Here is a 17,761-nt window from a genome sequence, read left to right on the forward strand (position 1 = left end):
TTTTTCTGGATCAGTGCCTTGGCAAAGCGCGGTGCATATATGGCATCAATATTGACTTGTTTCAATAAAAATGGAATTCCTCCAATGTGATCTTCGTGACCATGTGTAATTACTAAAAATTTTCGCTTTTTGTTCATGCGGATCAAATGATGATAATCCGGTATGACGTAGTCTACACCTAACAAATCATCATCCGGAAACAATACCCCACAGTCCACGATGCAGATCTCATTATCATGTTCGTAACAATACATGTTTTTTCCTACTTCGCCTAAACCGCCCAGGGCATAGATCAAAGTATCGTCTTTTTCTACACTGTTTCTTGTATGATATGTCTTCTTCGATTGAGCATGACCAAAACTGTTATGTGCTTGTTTTGGCATAATTTCCTCTTTCTACACGTATATATCCTATTTCCAATTATAACAAAACCCCAGGCATTAAAAAAGCAGAGATTAGATAACTTCTGCTTCTTCGTCTTCTTTCCATGGATCTTTGGGATCGATGCGATCATAGAACAAGATTCCCGACAGATGGTCGATCTCATGTTGAAGGGCAATCGCAAAATAACCTTCGGCACTGATCGTAACATTTTTATCCTGGATCAGATCGTATCCGCGTACTTTGATACGGGCATGTCGAAACACATGGCCAGGGTGTTCTCCCTTGACCGACAGACAGCCTTCACCATTGGCCAGATAGCTAGCCTGGACCGATTCGGAAACGATCTGCGGATTGGCCAAGGCCACTTCATGTACCTGGTCTTCATCCGGTACAACGACGGCAATCAGTTTCTTGGGGATTCCCAACTGAATGGCTGCAATCCCAACTGCCGGCTGCAGATTTTTTTCCTGTGCAATCTGATCATCCTGAGATTCCCGCACGTATGTCAGCATATCCATCAACAGATCTTTATCTTCCTGATTCAATGGCAGTGTCACTTTTTCGCTTTTGGAACGTAAAATAGGATCACTGTCCAATACTATAGTTTCGCTATTAATTTTCATGGAACTATTCTAATCCATTTTCATTAGATTCGCAAACATTTTAAAGGATTCCAAGTTTAAACACCTATTACCAATAAAATATGATATAGTATTTTCGCGAGGGATTAAGATTATGGTATTTTCTAGTTTATTCTTTTTATTTGGATTTTTATCGGTGCATCTCGTCTGTTACTTTTTTGCGCCGACCATGCGGTGGAAAAATATAGTTCTGCTTGTATTTTCCATCATTTTTTATACTTGGGGCGGTCCTCAGTTTACCTTGCTGCTGCTGCTGCAGACGGCAATCAGCTGGTTCTTTGCTTTAATGGTTGAAAAGACCGAGCATGAAAAATTATATCTGACACTGGGATGTTCGCTGCTGCTGCTTATTCTTGGCATATTCAAATATACCAACTTCTTTATGGAAAACCTTCATGCCTTATTCGGGGTTCCCGAATCATGGCCAACGATTGTTTTACCCATCGGTATTTCTTTCTATACATTCCAGCTTCTTTCCTATTTGGTCGATGTATATCGAAAAGAAGTGCCTGCTCAACAAAAATACTGGAAACTGTTACTGTATTCCAGCCTGTTCCATCAATGTATTGCCGGGCCGATCGTTCGTTATGAAACCGTCCGCAATGAGATCGAAAACAGAAAAGTCGTTCTGGATGATGTGTTCTACGGCGTTCGACGATTCTGTATCGGGCTGGCCAAAAAGGCGATCCTGGCCAATGCCTGTGCCTCGATTGCGGATACTTTGATTCCGCTGAATCTGGACGGGATCCATTCCCAATCCGCTTTTGGGCTTTGGATAGGTATGCTTTGTTTCATGCTGCAGATCTACCTGGATTTTTCCGCCTACTCCGATATGGCCATTGGTATGGGAAGAATGGTCGGTTTCCATTACCTGGAAAACTTCAATTATCCATACCAGGCCATAAGTGTTCAGGATTTCTGGCGCCGCTGGCATATCTCCCTAAGTACATTTTTTAGAGACTACGTTTACATTCCGCTGGGAGGAAACCGTCACGGTACCTGGAAATATGTTCGCAACATGTGTATTGTATGGTTTTTAACAGGAATGTGGCATGGAGCCAGCTGGAACTACATTTTCTGGGGACTCTATTATTTAGCTTTCTTATTGTTAGAGAAATTTGTGATCAAAGACAAGATCCCAAGCAAATTCAAACATCTCTATACCTTGCTGGTGATCTTCTTTGGCTGGGTGATCTTTAAATTTGAAGACCTGTCTCAACTGGGAGCCGTCCTTTTAGGACTCTTTGGAATTGGTGTCAACGGATTCTTTGGAATGGAAGCTTCAACACAGCTGTTGTCAAACCTATTCCTCATTCTCATCTCCTGTCTGGCATGTACACGCATTTCCAAAAACGTTCATGCCCTGATGAAAAAATATTCTTCCCAGAATCAGGTTGTTTTCTGGCTTTATACGGTAAGCGATGCCATTGTCCCGATTCTATGCCTGTTCTTTTCGGTTCTGGCATTGATTGGCGACAGTTATAATCCATTCTTATACTTTCAGTTCTAGGAGATACTTATGAGATATACAAAATCAAACAAAAAAACTTTATTGATCAGCCGCTTGATCTCTATATCCAGTTTCATTGTGTTTCTTGTCGTTGGCTGTCTGATTGGATGCCTGTTCTTCATACGCCCTGCGACCAGTGAAGCCGAGATGCGTGAGCTGACAAAATTCCCGTCCTTCACTTTGACATCCTTTTTAAACGGGGACTATTTTTCGGATATTTCTTTGTGGTATTCCGATACCTATCCCGGAAGAGATGGGTTGATCGCCATGCAGCACAATGTGGAATCTCTTTATGGGATCCACACCGGCAAGCAGATGGTTGGTCAAGTCAAACAGGGAGACGATATTCCAAAAAAAGATACCGATGTCAAAAAAGTAGAAAAAGTAGAACTTCCTGAAAACTACGCCTTTGACCAGGCCATCCAAAACCAGATCATGAATGGACTTTATATCGAAGACGGGGCGGCTTACAGCGTTTATTCTTTCAACCAGAACGCCGCAGCCATATATGCCAACGCCTTGAACGAAGCCGGAAAAGAATTGGATGGAATCGCCGACGTATATTCTTTACTGGTACCGAATAATTCCTGTCTTCTTTCGGAAAAAACATATGAATCTCTGGGAGGTTCCGATCAGAAACAGGCTATCGATTACTACTTCAGCCTGTACGAAAACGTAACTGGCATTCCGGTCATAGAAGATCTGCAGAAGCACCGTGAAGACGAATATCTCTATTTCCGTACAGATCATCACTGGACCTCAATGGCGGCCTACCATGCTTATAAAAACTTCTGCGAACAAAAAGGAATCAAAGCGCATAAACTGAAGGATTTTGAATCCATGAAATTTTCTCCGTTCCTGGGAACGTTCTATGCCGAACTTCAGCTTCCGGAAATGGCAGCCAATCCTGACTATGTAATGGCTTATATTCCTAACAGTACAAACGATATGGTTTACTGGGATGAAAACGGAAATGAGGTACCTTGGAAAGTCATTAATGATGTCAGTACATGGAATGAAAATTCCGGATATTATTGTTTCATCGGCGGTGACAAACCATTAAGTATCATCGACAATCCGGATAAGGACGATGGATCTTCTGTACTGGTCATTAAAGAATCGTATGGAAACAGTTTTGTGCCATATCTGGTCGATCATTATGATAAAGTCTATATTGCGGATTTCCGTTATACAAATATCGACATCACAGACTATGTCAAAGAAAACAAAATTGATGACGTAATCTTTGAAAACAATATTTCCATCATCGGAAGCGAAGATGTTGCTTCCATGGTAGCGGATTTAATTTAGATGGCCTTAAGCCATCTTTTTCTTTTAAATTTCGTCTTTTTACTCTATAATAAGAACGTCAAGACAGGGGCGCCGAAAGGCTGAGATGGTTTACCAGTCCCTTATGACCTGATCTAGGTAATTCTAGCGTAGGGAGTCTGAGTTCATTTTTTAGAATTCCTTACGCCTCAAATGGAGGTGTTTTTTTATGGAAAAGAAATTATCAGTCAGAGATTTGGTGTTGATGGCATTCTATGCCGCTTTGGCATTGGTTTTGGACTATGTCAGTGCCATGATTCCCTTTTTACAGATGCCGCAGGGCGGATCGATCAATTTAGCGGTCATTCCTGTTTTTGTCGCATCCTACCACCTTGGTTGGAAAAAAGGCGCTGTCACCGGCATCTTATGGTGGCTTATCGGTTTTTTAATGGGATTGAACAACTGGTTCGTGGATCCATTCCAGTATGCTTTGGACTATGTGATCCCTGCCGTGATTTGCGGACTGGCCGCCTGTCTTCCCAAAATCGGCAAAGTTTCCAACCTGTACAGCGGCGTCATCGTGATGATGATCTTTAAATTTTTATCCCATGTTCTGGCCGGTGTTTACTACTGGCCCCCTGAAGGAGCGGCAAGAGGCAGCTGGCCCGCATGGACTTATTCTTTAGGCTATAACCTCTGGTATAACCTGGCAACACTGGTCGTAGCTTTGGTCCTGGTGACTTTATTGGTAAAAAAGCTTTCCACCATTCGAAACGATTTTGTGGGCTTAAAGTAAAAAAAATAGGAATTGTCGAAAATCGGCAATTCCATTTTTTTTAGTTTCCTAAAAACTGATGTCCATAAGCATTAGCCGCCAGAATCGCATTATAGGTTGATTCCACCGTCACATCAAATGGCATATTGTGCAAGGTATCGTTTTCACTGGCCGCTGCCTGTGCCACCTTATAGATCTTTTCTTCTGTGATTTCCTGGATACCTAACTGTTCCAGCGTTACCGGAAGTCCCACCTGGATGCAGAATTCAATAATCTCTTCCAGTTCATCGAGCGGAACATTTTCCAATACCAGCTGCACGATCGTTCCAAATGCCACCTTTTCCCCGTGATACATAGAATGGCATTCTTCCAGGACCGTCAATCCGTTATGAATCGCATGGGCTCCGGCCAATCCGCAGGACTCAAAGCCGATTCCCGACAACAATGTGTTGGCTTCTACGATTTTTTCAACGGCAGGTGTTAAAGCACCGGCTTCCAAAGCGACTTTAGCTTTAACGCCTTCTTCCAGTAAAGTATCCAGACAAAGCTTTGCCAGGGCAAAGGCAGCACTGGTAGCCTTTCCATTGGCACAGGTTGTCGCTTCACTTTTCACACAGGCTCTGGCTTCATAATAAGTGGCCAGGGCATCCCCGATACCGGCAACCGTTAAGCGAACCGGCGATTTCGAAATGATCTCCGTATCCAACAAGACAATGTTCGGATTGCCTGGAAGAAACAGGTACTCTTCAAAAACGCCTTCATCCGTATAAATCACCGACAAGGCACTGCATGGTGCATCCGTGCTGGCAATCGTAGGACAGATGATCACCGGTGTCTTTTCATAATAGGCGACGGCCTTAGCGGTATCAAAGATCTTTCCTCCGCCAATTCCAATCACAAGATCGAAGCCTTTTTCTTTCACGATCTGAGAAATGCGTTTGATTTCATTATATGAGCATTCCCCATGAAAGGTTTCAAATTCTGGAGTGCAGCCGACTTCCTTAAAGCCTTCCAGAACATCCTGTCCGCTTCGTTTATATCCGCCGGCACTGATCAAGATCAAAGCTTTCTTTCCCAAAGTATCCGCATACTTTCCTAAATTTTTGATTTCACCAGGGCCCTGGATATATTTACCAGGACTAAATAAGATTTTTGTCATATGATATGAACCTCCTACATTTATTATAACCGAGACCCCTCTCCTTATTAAAGAAGTTCAAAATGTTTCAAGGCGTAAACTACACCTTCCTCTTCCACCGGCCGGGTCGTATATATACAATTTTCTTTGACACGGTCTACTGCGTTGCCCATGGCTATGCTCAAACCGACCGCCTTGAGCATTTCAATATCGTTTCCGCCATCCCCAAAGGCCATCGCTTCTTCTTTTTGAATGCCATACTTTTCTAATATGGTCTTCACTGCCTTACCTTTTCCACCTGAAGCTGGAATCAAGTCACAAGCATAAGGCCACCACCGTACGATCTGGATCTTATTGGTATCCTGTAACAACTCCTGATCCAGACTCTCTGGAATCGCCGCCATCATCTGGTAGATCGGTTTTTCCAGAAAAGAAGAAAAATCATCAATAAACCGTAATTTCTGATTGGCGATTTGAAAATACTCCTCCATTTTTTGATCGTACCTGTCGCAATACAATTGATTCAGCTGACTGGCTGTAAGTGCCGCATTCATTTCTCTGGCGTTTTGATAGATTCGCTTTACTTCTTCTGGATCCATCGGATGATCATAAAGCACCTGTGTCTTGTCAAAACAATGCTGGCCGTTAAAGGTCAACGCCCCATCAAAATCGACCGCTTGAAAGTCGGGAAGAGAAAACTTGGGACGGCCGGACGCCAAAAAAAGTTTGATTCCCTTTTCCTTTAACTTGTTTAACGCATCGATCAAAGAAGTACTTAACTGCGTTTGTTTTAATGGAAGAAGCGTTCCATCGATATCGAAAAAGATGATCTTGATCATTTTCTATTTATCCTCCAAGAAAAAAAATCTGGAATTCTCCAGATTATTCTGTTGCCCCGTATTGCGCATAATACGCATCGATTCTTTCTTTTAATGCAGGCTCCAATGCGTTTTTTGATTCCAGATACTCAATGACCTCCGGCATAGAAACGATGGCCGCTGTAGGGAATCCATACAACTCGCTGACTTCCGTCAGTGCCGTTTTGTTTCCTTTTCCTTTCTCATTGCGATTTAAAGAAACCATCAACCCTACGATTTCCACATGAGCCGCTCCTCGTACCTTCGGCACGGTTTCTTCCATAGATTTTCCCGATGTCGTTACATCCTCGATCATGATAACACGATCTCCATCCTGCAGTTTGGAACCTAAGAAACTTCCCTTGTCGGCCCCGTGATCTTTTTCCTCTTTCCGGTCCGAACAATATCGAACTTCCATTCCATAATGATCATGCAGGGCAATGGCAGTCACAACCGCCAGTGGGATTCCTTTATAGGCTGGCCCAAAAAGCACATCAAAGTCTTTTCCATAGGTGTTTACGATCGCATGCGCGTAATATTCTCCCAGTTTCTTAAGCTGATAGCCCGTCACATAGCCTCCGGCATTCATAAAGAAAGGACTTTTTCTTCCTGACTTTAAGGTAAAGTCGCCAAACTTCAGCACCTTACTCTCTAACATAAAATCGACAAATTCCTGTTTATATTGTTCCATTTGTATTTCTCCTTTTTCATCATTTTATCATTAATTGAATCGGAAAAAAACTTAACGATGCGCATTTTCAAAACATTGACGGATCGCTTCCGGCATTCGTTTCTCAAAATCTTTCTTCAAATCCTTTTCGCTTCCTTCTTCACAGGCCGTATCATAGTACCAGCATTTATATTCCACCATATCCAGGGTTTTTTGAAGTTCTTCCATCTGCCGTTTGATTTCTTTGCGCTGTTGATAAAACATCTCTTTTCGCTTTTCCAAGGTGGAATCGCCCTGGGCACACCAGTCCATAAATTCACGGATCTCTTTGATCTGCATGCCCGATTTTTTTAGACATTCGATCACCCGTAAGGCTTCAATGGACTGATCATTGAATTTGCGAATCCCCGATGGCTCTCGTTCCAGATCACGAAACAACCCTTCTTTATCATAATACCGCAAGGTAGGAATCGGTAAATCAAACATTTTAGATACTTGTCCAATCGAATACATAAAATTTCCTCATCTTTCTCTTGACCTAAAGTTAGGTTTAGGTTGTACGTTTAGGATAGTTCTACTCAAGAACTTTGTCAAGAAGGAGGAAAAACAAATGATAGAATCAAACCATTTAACGCAAGAATGGGATAAGACCTTCCCGCAAAGCGAGGAAGTCTCTCATCAAAAAGTCACATTTCAAAACCGTTACGGAATACCGCTGGCGGCCGATCTCTACAAACCTAAAAATCAGGAAGGCAAGCTGGCAGCCATTCCGGTCAGCGGACCTTTTGGTGCCGTAAAAGAACAAGCTTCCGGTCTCTATGCCCAGGAGCTTGCCAGAAGAGGGTTTCTGACCTTGGCCTTTGATCCATCCTATACCGGAGAAAGCGGCGGATTTCCACGAAATGTCGCCTCTCCGGACATCAATACCGAAGACTTTATGGCAGCCGTGGATTTCTTATCCGTCCAGGAAAACGTCGATCCAGAAAAGATCGGAATCTTAGGAATCTGTGGTTTTGGAGGCATGGGATTAAATGCTGCCATCATGGATACGCGCATCAAGGCCACCGTGACTTCCACCATGTATGATATGACCCGCGTGAATGCGAAAGGCTATTTTGATGAAGAAGACAGCGAAGAAACCCGCTACGCGAAACGCAAAGCCCTATGCGAACAAAGAACTTTAGATATTAAAAATGGAACGTTTGCCTCTGCCGGCGCTTTGCCCGATGAGGCGCCAGAAGAGGCTCCCCAGTTCCTAAAAGACTATGTGGCCTATTATCGAAACCGCCAGCGCGGCTACCATCCTCGTTCGCAAGGCGAAGGAAAAGGCTGGAACATCACCGGATGTCAGACATTTATCGATATGCCGATCCTGACACATATCAATGAGATCCGCAGTGCCGTCTTGATGATCCATGGCGAAAAGGCCCATTCCTGCTACTTCAGTAAAGATGCCTATGCGAAAATGATCAAAGACAGTAAATACACCGACAACAAAGAATTGATGATTATTCCCGGTGCGGTCCATACAGATCTCTATGATCAGATGGACATCATCCCTTTTGACAAGATCGAAACTTTCTACAAAACATATCTACAATAAAAGCTCGGATCTTTCCGAGCTTATTTCATCATCGATTCAATTTTACGATAGGTGGCGGCAGGATCCTGGCTCTTGGTGATCGAGCGTCCTACGACGATGTAGTCACAGCCTTGTTCTTTGGCATAATCCGGAGTGGCCACACGTTTTTGATCATCTTTAGAATCATCCGCCAAGCGAATGCCTGGAGTAACAGTCAAGAAATCCTTCCCGCAAACTTCATGGATGGCTTTGGCTTCATGAACAGAACAAACGACCCCATCCAAGCCTGCTTCTTTGGCATTCTTGGCATAGTGTTTTACACAGTCGATCACTTCTCCGGGAATGCCTAATTCTTCATTCATGGCTTCCTTGGAAGTCGATGTCAGCTGCGTAACCGCGATACAAAGCGGACGTTTACCGTCGATGGCGCCTTCGTTAAGCCCGTCAATAGCCGCCTTCATCATGGCAATCCCGCCGGCACAGTGTACATTGACGATATCCACGCCTAATTTCGCAAGATTTTTCATCCCGCCTTTTACCGTATTGGGAATATCATGCAGCTTCAGATCCAAGAAGATATGATGTCCCATTTCTTTGACAGTTTTTACGATATCCAAACCACAGGCATACGTTAATTCCATACCGATCTTGACATAGATCGGTTCTTCAAACTGATTCAAAAAATCAATGACCTGCTCTTTACTGGAAAAATCCAGCGCAACGATTGTCTTACTCATCTTTAAAGCTCCTTCCTATTGCATCTTTAATCGAAGTATATCCATATTTTTCAAGAACGATTGGAAGTTCCTGAATGATCTTTGGACAGACATAAGGATCGACAAAATTCTGAGCCCCGACTTCAACGGCACTGGCTCCGGCATTCAAGAATTCCAGCACATCTTCCGCACAGGTAATGCCCCCTACTCCGATGATTGGGATCTTGACGGCCTGCGCTACCTGATAGACCATGCGAATGGCCACCGGTTTAATGGCCGGCCCGGATAATCCGCCTGTCTTGTTGGCCAACAGAGGTTTTCCCGTTTTTAGATCGATACGCATGCCCATCAAGGTATTGATCAAGACAAGACCATCGGCTCCGGCTTCTTCTACGGCTTTGGCAATCTCTACGATATCGGTCACATTGGGAGACAGTTTTACATAGACCGGTTTAGCGGCCGCTTCTTTGGCAAGCTTGGTTACATGGGCCGCCAATTCCGGTTTTGTCCCCAGACCGATCCCACCGTGCTTGACATTCGGGCAGGAGATATTCAATTCATACGCTTTGATGACCGGCTGATCGTTAAGCTTACGGATCACTTCAACATAATCTTCTTCGGTGGCGCCAGCCACATTGGCAATGATCTCTGTATCATATTGCGCTAAAAACGGAAGTTCTTTTTCAATGATCGAATCGACACCTTTATTCTGCAGCCCGATCGCATTGAGCATACCGCTGGGGGTCTCGGCAATTCTTGGAGTGGGATTTCCAAAGCGTTCTTTAGGCGTAGCACTCTTGATGGCAATTCCTCCCAGAACGGACAAGTCATACAGCTCGGCATATTCTTTCCCGAATCCAAAACAGCCGCTGGCCGGAATCACGGGATTCTTTAAATTCAAACCAGGAAGCTTCACACTTAAATCGATCATAATGCCACCTCCTGTATAGGAAAGACCGGTCCATCTTTACAAACCCGCAAAGAATGACCCTCTTTATCTTTGACAACACAACCCATGCAGGCCCCGATTCCGCAAGCCATGCGCGCTTCCAGAGAAAGATACCCTTTTGTGTATTCTCTTTGCAGGGCCTTCAACATAGGGTACGGTCCGCAGGCTAAGATAAACGGATCCTGGATTCCCTGTTCATGGATCGCATCCACAACGGTTCCTTTTATCCCAGCACTTCCATCCATGGTCGCAATGGAAACCGGGCAGCCCAGGTCTTTGAATTCCTGTTCAAAAAAGATTTGATCTTTTGAATTAAACCCTAATACGACCTGGACTTTCTGTCCCTTTTTTAAATAACGTTTGGCCGTTTCATAAAGCGGAGGCACCCCCACACCGCCTCCTACCAGGTACACATCCTGATTTTCGATCGGAAAGCCGTTACCGCAAGGGCCAAATACGTTCAATGTATCTTTCATGGTCGTCATCTTTAAAGTTCCTTCCCCTAATACTTTATAGATGATCACCAGGGAGTTTTCTTTGATTTCGTTGATGGAGATCGGCCGCCTTAAAAAGAAAGGGGGCACCTGGATCTCAATAAACTGACCCGGCCTGGCTTCTTTGGCCAAGCGGGTCTCGATTTCCATTTTCCAAATATCCGGGGCAATTTCCACATTCGAAAGAATGCGTGCATCTTCACTGAACATGACTATTTCCCCATCTCGTTCATACTGATCATTGAGAAAGACAAAGATTCAAGAACGCGAATCAAAGCTTCTGCCGTATCTAACGAGGTCATACAGGAAATGTTATTTTCGGCGGCAACACGGCGAATCACAAAGCCGTCACGGCTTGTGGAATTCGTCTTGTTGCTCATGGTGTTGATGACAAAGTTTACCCGGCCATGACGAATGATCTCAACGACCGTATTGTCTCCGCCTTCTTCGATCTTATCGGCGTAGTGTACAAAGAGGCCGTTTTCTTCCAGGAATTTTGCGGTTCCCTTGGTGGCATAGATGCCATAGCCAATATCCGCAAACCGTTTTGCCAGCTGCAAAGCTTCACTCTTGTCTTCATCCGCGATCGTCAACAAAACATTACCATGCATCGGTACGTTGACTCCGCTGGCTACCAGAGCTTTATATAAGGCCTTTTCCAGATTGACATCCGATCCCAGGGCTTCGCCGGTTGATTTCATTTCCGGGCCAAGCACGGTATCGACATGGCGTAACTTGGCAAAAGAGAAGACCGGCGCCTTGACAAAGACACGCTGATGATCATCTGAATGATAGCCTGGGGTATATCCCTGTTCCGTAATGGAATGTCCTAAGATCGCCTTGGTTGCGATATTGGACATGTGGATTCCGGTGATCTTGGATAAGAATGGAACCGTACGGCTGGAACGTGGATTCACTTCCAGAACATAAACGTTGTCTTCTTTATCCACAATAAACTGAATATTGTACAGACCGATGAAATGGAAGCCTTCGCCAATGCGGATTCCATAATCAATGATCTTATCTTTTACTTCCTGAGAAATGCTTTGGGTTGGATACACACTGATCGAGTCTCCGGAATGCACACCGGCTCGTTCGATATGTTCCATCACACCTGGAATAAATACATTTTCGCCATCGGCGATCGCATCGATCTCCAATTCTTTTCCGACGATGTACTTATCGACCAGAATTGGGGCATCGTGGCTGATTTCCTTAACCGCAGTTGCCATGTAGATCTTCAATTCATCGTCATTATGCACGATTTCCATGGCACGTCCGCCCAATACATAACTTGGACGCACCAAAACCGGATAACCGATCTTCTGGGCGATGACCAGGGCTTCTTCAACGGTAACCGCTGTCTCTCCCTGCGGCTGCGGAATGTCCAGTTTCTTCAACATGGCTTCAAATTCATGACGGTCTTCGGCACGGTCAATATCTTCTAAAGACGTTCCCAAGATCTTCACACCATGTTCAACCAGAGATTCTGCCAGGTTGATGGCCGTCTGTCCACCGAACTGTACAATGACACCTAATGGTTTTTCCAGTTCAATGACATGCATCACATCTTCAGTTGTCAATGGTTCAAAATACAGCTTGTCGCTGATTGAGAAATCGGTCGATACAGTTTCCGGGTTGTTGTTGATGATGATGGCTTCATACCCCGCCTTGCGCAAGGTTTCAACGCAATGAACGGTCGCATAGTCAAATTCCACCCCTTGCCCGATACGGATCGGACCGGACCCTAATACAACAATCTTCTGTTTGTCCGAACGAATCGATTCGTTTTCCTGTTCATAGCTGGAGTAAAAATATGGCGTTGCGCTGGTGAACTCACCGGCACAAGTATCTACCATCTTGAACACCGGAATGATTCCGTTGGCTTTGCGCAGATCGTATACTTCTTTTTCTTTCATATCCCAGTTGCGGGCAATGTAGCTGTCCGCAAAACCAAAGGTCTTCAATTTTTTCAGAACTTCGATATCTTTTGGATGCTCTTTCATTTCTTTTTCCAGTTCAACGATTCGTTTGATATGAGAAATGAAGAAGGCATCCATCTTTGTTTCTTCTACGATCACGGACATGTCATATCCATTGCGCAGCCACTGGGCAATCGCAAAGATCCGTTCATCATCGTTCTTTTTGATTTTTTCCATCAGCTGCATTTGATCCATCCCCGTGAACTCTTTCTTTTCCACGTGATCGACCTTCATTTCCAGAGAGCGTACCGCTTTCAAGAAAGATTCTTCAAAGTTACGGCCAATGGACATCACTTCGCCTGTCGCCTTCATCTGGGTTCCCAAATGACGGTCCGCACTCGGGAATTTATCAAATGGGAATCGTGGGAACTTGGTCACGACATAATCGATGGCCGGTTCAAAACAGGCATAGCTTGTCTTGGTGATTGGATTTAAGATTTCATCCAATGTCAGACCCACAGCCAGTTTGGCCGAGATCTTGGCAATCGGATACCCTGTTGCCTTGGAAGCCAAAGCCGAAGATCGGGATACACGAGGGTTGACCTCGATCACATAATATTTAAAGCTTTGCGGATCCAAAGCCAGCTGCACGTTACATCCTCCGCAAATCTTCAAGGCACGAATGATCTTCAAAGAGGCACTTCTTAACATCTGATTTTCACGGTCTGTCAATGTCTGTACCGGAGCAACTACGATACTGTCTCCGGTATGGATCCCGACTGGATCGACATTTTCCATATTACATACCACGATGGCATTGTCGTGGGCATCGCGCATGACTTCGTATTCGATTTCTTTATAACCGGCAATACTTTGTTCGATCAGACACTGTCCGACCGGAGAGATCTTCAAACCGGCTTCGCAGATCTCACGAAGTTCTTCTTCATTGTCCGCAAAACCGCCGCCGGTTCCTCCTAAAGTATAGGCAGGACGAACAACGACCGGATATCCGTGGGTATTACAGAAGTCTACGGCCAGATCCACACTGTGCACGATGGCACTTTCCGGAACGGGTTCATGAATATCCTGCATCAGAGCACGGAACAATTCACGGTCTTCGGCACGGTTGATCGCATGCAGATCCGTTCCCAGGATCTCCACGCCGCATTCATCCAGAATTCCGTCATTGTGCAGTTCCACAACTAAGTTCAAACCGGTCTGTCCTCCCAGAGATCCTAATACGGCATCCGGTCTTTCTTTATAAATTACACGTTTGGCAAAATCCAATGTGATGGGTTCAATATAAACACGGTCGGCAATCGTCGTATCGGTCATGATCGTGGCCGGGTTGGAGTTGATCAAGATCACCTCATATCCCTCTTCACGAAGAGACTGACAAGCCTGGCTTCCGGCATAGTCAAATTCCGCGGCCTGTCCGATAACGATCGGTCCCGAACCAATGACTAATATCTTATGTATATCTTGACGTTTAGGCATAGTGATTCTCCTTTTCCAATACATCCATGAAGTGGTCGAACAGATTCTCTGAATCTAACGGACCGGCACTGGCTTCCGGATGGAACTGCATGCTGAAGCATGGATAATCTTTATGAGCGACACCTTCACAGCTCTTATCGTTCAAAGCCTGATGCGTCATTTCCAGACGCGTGTTTTTCAATGAGTCGATATCGACCGCAAATCCATGGTTCTGACTGGTGATCAAAACCGTCCCGGTTCTAAGATCGACAACCGGATGATTGGCCCCGCGGTGACCAAATTTCAGCTTATAAGTTTTGGCTCCGCAAGCCAGAGAGATCAGCTGGTGCCCCAAGCAGATTCCAAATACCACGGTCTGCGGGATCAGCTGACGAACCGTTTCTATCACTTCCGGTACATCTTCCGGATTTCCCGGCCCGTTGGAAAGCACGACCCCATCGGGATGGAACCCCATGATCACATCGGCCGGTGTGTTATATGGAACAACGATCAGATCGCATCCGCGTTTAGAAAGTTCGCGGACGATTCCCATCTTGGCCCCAAAATCCATCAATACGACTTTCTTGCCGCGATTGGGAATCGGGAAGATTTTGGAAGAGCTGACCCGTTTTACCTGATCGTGAAGAAAATCGGTTTCTTTCAAAGTCTGTACAATGGCTTCTACATCGGCATCGGCATTGGCCAATGTAGCCCGCATGGTTCCTTTGTCGCGCAGTTTACGAGTGATGGCACGTGTATCCACTCCATACAGGCCAGGAATATCCACACGTTTCAAGTAAGCATCCAGTGTCTCCTGGCTTCGCCAGTTGTTTGGCTGATCGCAATAATCTTTGACCACGAAGCCAAACACAGCCGGAATAATACTTTCGTTGTCATCACGGTTCACACCATAATTTCCAATCAGCGGATAGGTCATCAAGACGATCTGTCCGCAGTACGAATTGTCTGTCAGGATCTCCTGGTAACCGGTCATGGATGTGTTGAAAACCAGTTCCCCGATTCGGAAGTTATCACTTCCAAAGGCGGTTCCTTTAAAGACACTGCCATCTTCTAAAATCAATAATCTTTCCATATTTTTATCCTTTCCACACCGTTTTGCCATGGACGATCGTTTCTCGGATCGATCCGTACACTTTCCATCCGTCAAACGGTGTATTTTTTCCTTTTGATAAGAATGCATCTTTATCGATCACACTCTCATGTTCCAGATCCACCAGCACAAGATCGGCATGGTAGCCCTCTTTTAGTGCTCCGATTTTTTCCAAGCCAAATCGTCTGGCCGGTACCGTGGACATCCAGTTGACTAACTGTGCCAGCGTCCAGCGTTTTTGACGATGAACAAATTCGGTATAAAGAAGCGGGAAGCTTGTTTCCAGTGAAACGATCCCAAAAGGCGCTTTATCCATTGAAGTTGCTTTCTCTTTTTCGGTATGCGGCGCATGGTCGTTGGCAATCAGATCCAGGGCTCCGCTTTCCAAGCCTTCGATCAGAGCCATGCGGTCCTCATGCGATCGTAACGGCGGGTTCATCTTCCAGTTAGGTCCCTGTACGTCTTTATCTTCCAGTAAAAGGTGATGGGCCGTTACTTCCGCACTGACATTGGCCCCCTGCGCTTTGGCTTTCGAAAGAGCTTCCACACTTTCTTTGGCACTGATATGACAGGCATGATACGCATTGCCGATCGATTCCGTCAGTTTTAGATCCCGAATCAGCTGTGCACTTTCACAGGCGCTGGGAATGCCTAACCATCCTTTCTCCGTATTGACCGGACTTTCGTGTACACAGGCGCCCGGTTTGCGGTAAGCCATATCTTCGGTATGGGCCACGATCATGCAGTCATTCTCTTTGGCAGTTTTCATGGCTTCTTCCATCACTTGGGAAGTCGAAACGCCAACCCCGTCATCACTGAACCAGCGAATCCCGAAGTGTTCCTTGATTTCTTTCATATCGACCACTTCTTTACTGGCTTCTTCTTTGGTGATGCAGGCATAAGGATAGACATTGACCACGGCATCCTGATGCAGCTTCTTTGTATAATCTTTCAATGTTTCAATATCGTCTGGATACGGGATGACATTGGGCATGCAGAAAATCGTCGTAAATCCTCCATGCGCGGCAGCCTGGGTCCCTGTATGAATGGTTTCTTTTTGGGTATAGCCTGGCTCTCTTAAATGAACATGCACATCGACCAGACCCGGGATCACGGTCAGACCCGATGCATCGATCACTTCACAGTCTTCCTGGATCTCTTCTTCGATCTTTAAGATCTGATCTTCATCAAAGAGAAGATCTTTTTTTACCAGCCCTTCGGAAAGTAAAAGCGTTCCGTTTTTGATTAGTCTTTTCATACGGTCTCCTTAAACGGGGCGAACCCGAAAGCGCGTTTCAAAACGGCCTTGCGGACAAGAACCCCATTGGCCATCTGTTCAAAAATACGGCTTTTTTCGGCCTGTACCAGATCCGAGTCGATCTCGATATCGCGGTTGAACGGTGCCGGATGCATCACAATGGCATGTTTTTTCATACGGCTGTAACGCTCTTTGGTCAAACCATAGCGTTCCAGATATTGTTCCTTGGTAAGGTGGGCCAAAGAAGCGCCTCTTTCTCGCTGGATCCTAAGCATCATCACAACATCGGCCCATTCCACGGCTTCATCCAGCGGCATGGTTGGATAGCCGGGACGCTCCCATTCTTCCGGCCCGCAGAAACGAACTTCGTTGCCCAGTTTCTCCAGCGTCCATTTGTTGGAAGCGGCCACACGGGAATGAAGAATGTCTCCGCAGATACAGATCTTCAATCCGCTCAAGGTATGGAATTCATTTTGCATCGTCAACAGATCCAGCAGGCATTGCGTCGGATGATTTCCGGCCCCATCTCCGGCATTCAGAATCGGGACCTTAATTTCTTCCAATTCTTTAAAATATTCCGTTTGCGGATGACGAATCACTAAGGCATCATAGCCTACCATTTCAAAAGTCTTGATCGTATCAAAGAAAGTTTCGCCTTTTGTCACACTGCTTGTTTCTGCATTGAAATCGGCAATCTTGCAGCCTAACTGCAGCTCTGCACTTTCAAAGGAATAGTGTGTGCGCGTGCTTGGCTCAAAAAAAAGATTAGCAACCAAACACTTTTTTAAAGGTAATTGCCAATCCGAATAAGAACTATTAAAAAGTCTCGCGTCATCTAAGATACTCAAGATTTCGTCGATCGATAAATCATTCATGGAACATAAGGAATTTCTGTTCATAGACTACCTCCTTGTCTTCCTTAAAAAAAGGATTCAAAACTAGTTTAAATCCCCCTTTTTTTACTAGAAGTATTCTACCACACTTCATTGGGTTTTCCAAACAGAAGTTT

17 protein-coding genes and 1 riboswitch are annotated in these 17,761 nt (G+C 45.1%); of the genes, 4 read left to right on the forward strand and 13 right to left on the reverse strand.

Annotated features, from left to right (window positions below):
- Both Q0K03_RS04655 and def read right to left on the reverse strand, forming a co-directional pair.
- Positions 1–383 (reverse strand): MBL fold metallo-hydrolase (locus tag Q0K03_RS04655; protein ID WP_297238233.1); only part of this gene is annotated, 383 nt, incomplete at its 3' end.
- 72 nt (positions 384–455) lie between these two features.
- On the reverse strand, positions 456–1,007 hold the full coding sequence (gene def, locus Q0K03_RS04660; RefSeq protein ID WP_297238235.1) for a peptide deformylase: 552 nt from the start codon (positions 1,005–1,007) through the stop codon (positions 456–458).
- Positions 1,008–1,194: 187 nt separating this feature from the next.
- Between def and Q0K03_RS04665 the strand changes: the two genes are divergently transcribed.
- The 3 genes from Q0K03_RS04665 to Q0K03_RS04675 all read left to right on the forward strand — a co-directional run bounded on the left by Q0K03_RS04665 (position 1,195) and on the right by Q0K03_RS04675 (position 4,600).
- Positions 1,195–2,535: an MBOAT family O-acyltransferase gene (locus tag Q0K03_RS04665; protein WP_297238237.1), complete on the forward strand. Its 1,341-nt coding sequence runs from the start codon at positions 1,195–1,197 to the stop codon at positions 2,533–2,535.
- Positions 2,536–2,544: 9 nt separating this feature from the next.
- Positions 2,545–3,846, forward strand: coding sequence for a DHHW family protein (locus Q0K03_RS04670; protein WP_297238239.1), 1,302 nt, complete (start codon positions 2,545–2,547; stop codon positions 3,844–3,846).
- Positions 3,847–3,901: 55 nt separating this feature from the next.
- Positions 3,902–3,998, forward strand: a riboswitch (TPP riboswitch).
- A gap of 35 nt (positions 3,999–4,033) precedes the next feature.
- Positions 4,034–4,600 carry an ECF transporter S component gene (locus Q0K03_RS04675; RefSeq protein ID WP_297238241.1) on the forward strand — a complete coding sequence of 189 codons (567 nt, stop codon included), beginning with the start codon at positions 4,034–4,036 and terminating at the stop codon, positions 4,598–4,600.
- Between the two features lie 40 nt (positions 4,601–4,640).
- Here the strand turns inward: Q0K03_RS04675 and Q0K03_RS04680 are convergent, their stop codons facing one another.
- Genes Q0K03_RS04680 through Q0K03_RS04695 form a run of 4 tightly spaced genes read right to left on the reverse strand, consistent with a single transcriptional unit; the run spans position 4,641 to position 7,757 of the window.
- Entirely contained in the window at positions 4,641–5,738 is a 1,098-nt protein-coding gene (locus tag Q0K03_RS04680; RefSeq protein WP_297238244.1) for a glycerol dehydrogenase, read from the reverse strand.
- A gap of 47 nt (positions 5,739–5,785) precedes the next feature.
- The gene (locus Q0K03_RS04685) at positions 5,786–6,556 is read right to left on the reverse strand and encodes a Cof-type HAD-IIB family hydrolase (RefSeq protein WP_297238246.1); all 771 of its coding nucleotides are present in this window, start codon (positions 6,554–6,556) and stop codon (positions 5,786–5,788) included.
- A 43-nt stretch (positions 6,557–6,599) separates the two neighbouring features.
- The gene (gene pyrE, locus Q0K03_RS04690; RefSeq protein ID WP_297238248.1) at positions 6,600–7,265 is read right to left on the reverse strand and encodes an orotate phosphoribosyltransferase; all 666 of its coding nucleotides are present in this window, start codon (positions 7,263–7,265) and stop codon (positions 6,600–6,602) included.
- Positions 7,266–7,316: 51 nt separating this feature from the next.
- A complete protein-coding gene (locus Q0K03_RS04695; RefSeq protein WP_297238250.1) occupies positions 7,317–7,757 on the reverse strand; it encodes a MerR family transcriptional regulator in 441 nt (146 codons plus the stop codon).
- A gap of 97 nt (positions 7,758–7,854) precedes the next feature.
- Between Q0K03_RS04695 and Q0K03_RS04700 the strand changes: the two genes are divergently transcribed.
- The gene (locus Q0K03_RS04700; protein ID WP_297238253.1) at positions 7,855–8,847 is read left to right on the forward strand and encodes an alpha/beta hydrolase; all 993 of its coding nucleotides are present in this window, start codon (positions 7,855–7,857) and stop codon (positions 8,845–8,847) included.
- Between the two features lie 20 nt (positions 8,848–8,867).
- On the opposite strand, the gene pyrF is transcribed toward Q0K03_RS04700, so the two are convergent.
- From pyrF to Q0K03_RS04735, 7 genes are read right to left on the reverse strand one after another with little or no spacing between them, the layout of a single operon-like run.
- Positions 8,868–9,563, reverse strand: a complete 696-nt coding sequence (gene pyrF, locus Q0K03_RS04705; RefSeq protein WP_297238254.1) for an orotidine-5'-phosphate decarboxylase — start codon at positions 9,561–9,563, stop codon at positions 8,868–8,870.
- Positions 9,556–10,470: a dihydroorotate dehydrogenase gene (locus tag Q0K03_RS04710; RefSeq protein WP_297238266.1), complete on the reverse strand. Its 915-nt coding sequence runs from the start codon at positions 10,468–10,470 to the stop codon at positions 9,556–9,558. The genes pyrF and Q0K03_RS04710 overlap by 8 nt, the downstream gene beginning before the upstream one ends.
- On the reverse strand, positions 10,470–11,195 hold the full coding sequence (locus tag Q0K03_RS04715) for a dihydroorotate dehydrogenase electron transfer subunit (RefSeq protein WP_297238256.1): 726 nt from the start codon (positions 11,193–11,195) through the stop codon (positions 10,470–10,472). Before Q0K03_RS04715 ends, Q0K03_RS04710 begins: the two co-directional genes overlap by 1 nt.
- A 2-nt stretch (positions 11,196–11,197) precedes the next feature.
- Complete coding sequence (carB, locus tag Q0K03_RS04720) at positions 11,198–14,404, reverse strand: carbamoyl-phosphate synthase large subunit (protein WP_297238258.1); 3,207 nt, start codon at positions 14,402–14,404, stop codon at positions 11,198–11,200.
- The gene (carA, locus tag Q0K03_RS04725) at positions 14,397–15,476 is read right to left on the reverse strand and encodes a glutamine-hydrolyzing carbamoyl-phosphate synthase small subunit (RefSeq protein WP_297238260.1); all 1,080 of its coding nucleotides are present in this window, start codon (positions 15,474–15,476) and stop codon (positions 14,397–14,399) included. Before carA ends, carB begins: the two co-directional genes overlap by 8 nt.
- Before the next feature lie 4 nt (positions 15,477–15,480).
- Entirely contained in the window at positions 15,481–16,752 is a 1,272-nt protein-coding gene (locus tag Q0K03_RS04730; protein WP_297238262.1) for a dihydroorotase, read from the reverse strand.
- The gene (locus Q0K03_RS04735) at positions 16,749–17,651 is read right to left on the reverse strand and encodes an aspartate carbamoyltransferase catalytic subunit (protein ID WP_297238264.1); all 903 of its coding nucleotides are present in this window, start codon (positions 17,649–17,651) and stop codon (positions 16,749–16,751) included. Before Q0K03_RS04735 ends, Q0K03_RS04730 begins: the two co-directional genes overlap by 4 nt.
- Positions 17,652–17,761: the final 110 nt, after the last annotated feature.

The sequence above is a fragment of the uncultured Faecalicoccus sp. genome, assembly GCF_944327125.1.
GTDB lineage: Bacteria > Bacillota_I > Bacilli_A > Erysipelotrichales > Erysipelotrichaceae > Faecalicoccus.

Coding starts and splice junctions, on each gene's coding strand:
- def (WP_297238235.1), bottom strand. CDS start 1,007: ATGAAAATTAATAGCGAAACTATAGTATTGGACAGTGATCCTATTTTA.
- Q0K03_RS04665 (WP_297238237.1), top strand. CDS start 1,195: ATGCGGTGGAAAAATATAGTTCTGCTTGTATTTTCCATCATTTTTTAT.
- Q0K03_RS04670 (WP_297238239.1), top strand. CDS start 2,545: ATGAGATATACAAAATCAAACAAAAAAACTTTATTGATCAGCCGCTTG.
- Q0K03_RS04675 (WP_297238241.1), top strand. CDS start 4,034: ATGGAAAAGAAATTATCAGTCAGAGATTTGGTGTTGATGGCATTCTAT.
- Q0K03_RS04680 (WP_297238244.1), bottom strand. CDS start 5,738: ATGACAAAAATCTTATTTAGTCCTGGTAAATATATCCAGGGCCCTGGT.
- Q0K03_RS04685 (WP_297238246.1), bottom strand. CDS start 6,556: ATGATCAAGATCATCTTTTTCGATATCGATGGAACGCTTCTTCCATTA.
- pyrE (WP_297238248.1), bottom strand. CDS start 7,265: ATGGAACAATATAAACAGGAATTTGTCGATTTTATGTTAGAGAGTAAG.
- Q0K03_RS04695 (WP_297238250.1), bottom strand. CDS start 7,757: ATGTATTCGATTGGACAAGTATCTAAAATGTTTGATTTACCGATTCCT.
- Q0K03_RS04700 (WP_297238253.1), top strand. CDS start 7,855: ATGATAGAATCAAACCATTTAACGCAAGAATGGGATAAGACCTTCCCG.
- pyrF (WP_297238254.1), bottom strand. CDS start 9,563: ATGAGTAAGACAATCGTTGCGCTGGATTTTTCCAGTAAAGAGCAGGTC.
- Q0K03_RS04715 (WP_297238256.1), bottom strand. CDS start 11,195: ATGTTCAGTGAAGATGCACGCATTCTTTCGAATGTGGAAATTGCCCCG.
- carB (WP_297238258.1), bottom strand. CDS start 14,404: ATGCCTAAACGTCAAGATATACATAAGATATTAGTCATTGGTTCGGGA.
- carA (WP_297238260.1), bottom strand. CDS start 15,476: ATGGAAAGATTATTGATTTTAGAAGATGGCAGTGTCTTTAAAGGAACC.
- Q0K03_RS04730 (WP_297238262.1), bottom strand. CDS start 16,752: ATGAAAAGACTAATCAAAAACGGAACGCTTTTACTTTCCGAAGGGCTG.
- Q0K03_RS04735 (WP_297238264.1), bottom strand. CDS start 17,651: ATGAACAGAAATTCCTTATGTTCCATGAATGATTTATCGATCGACGAA.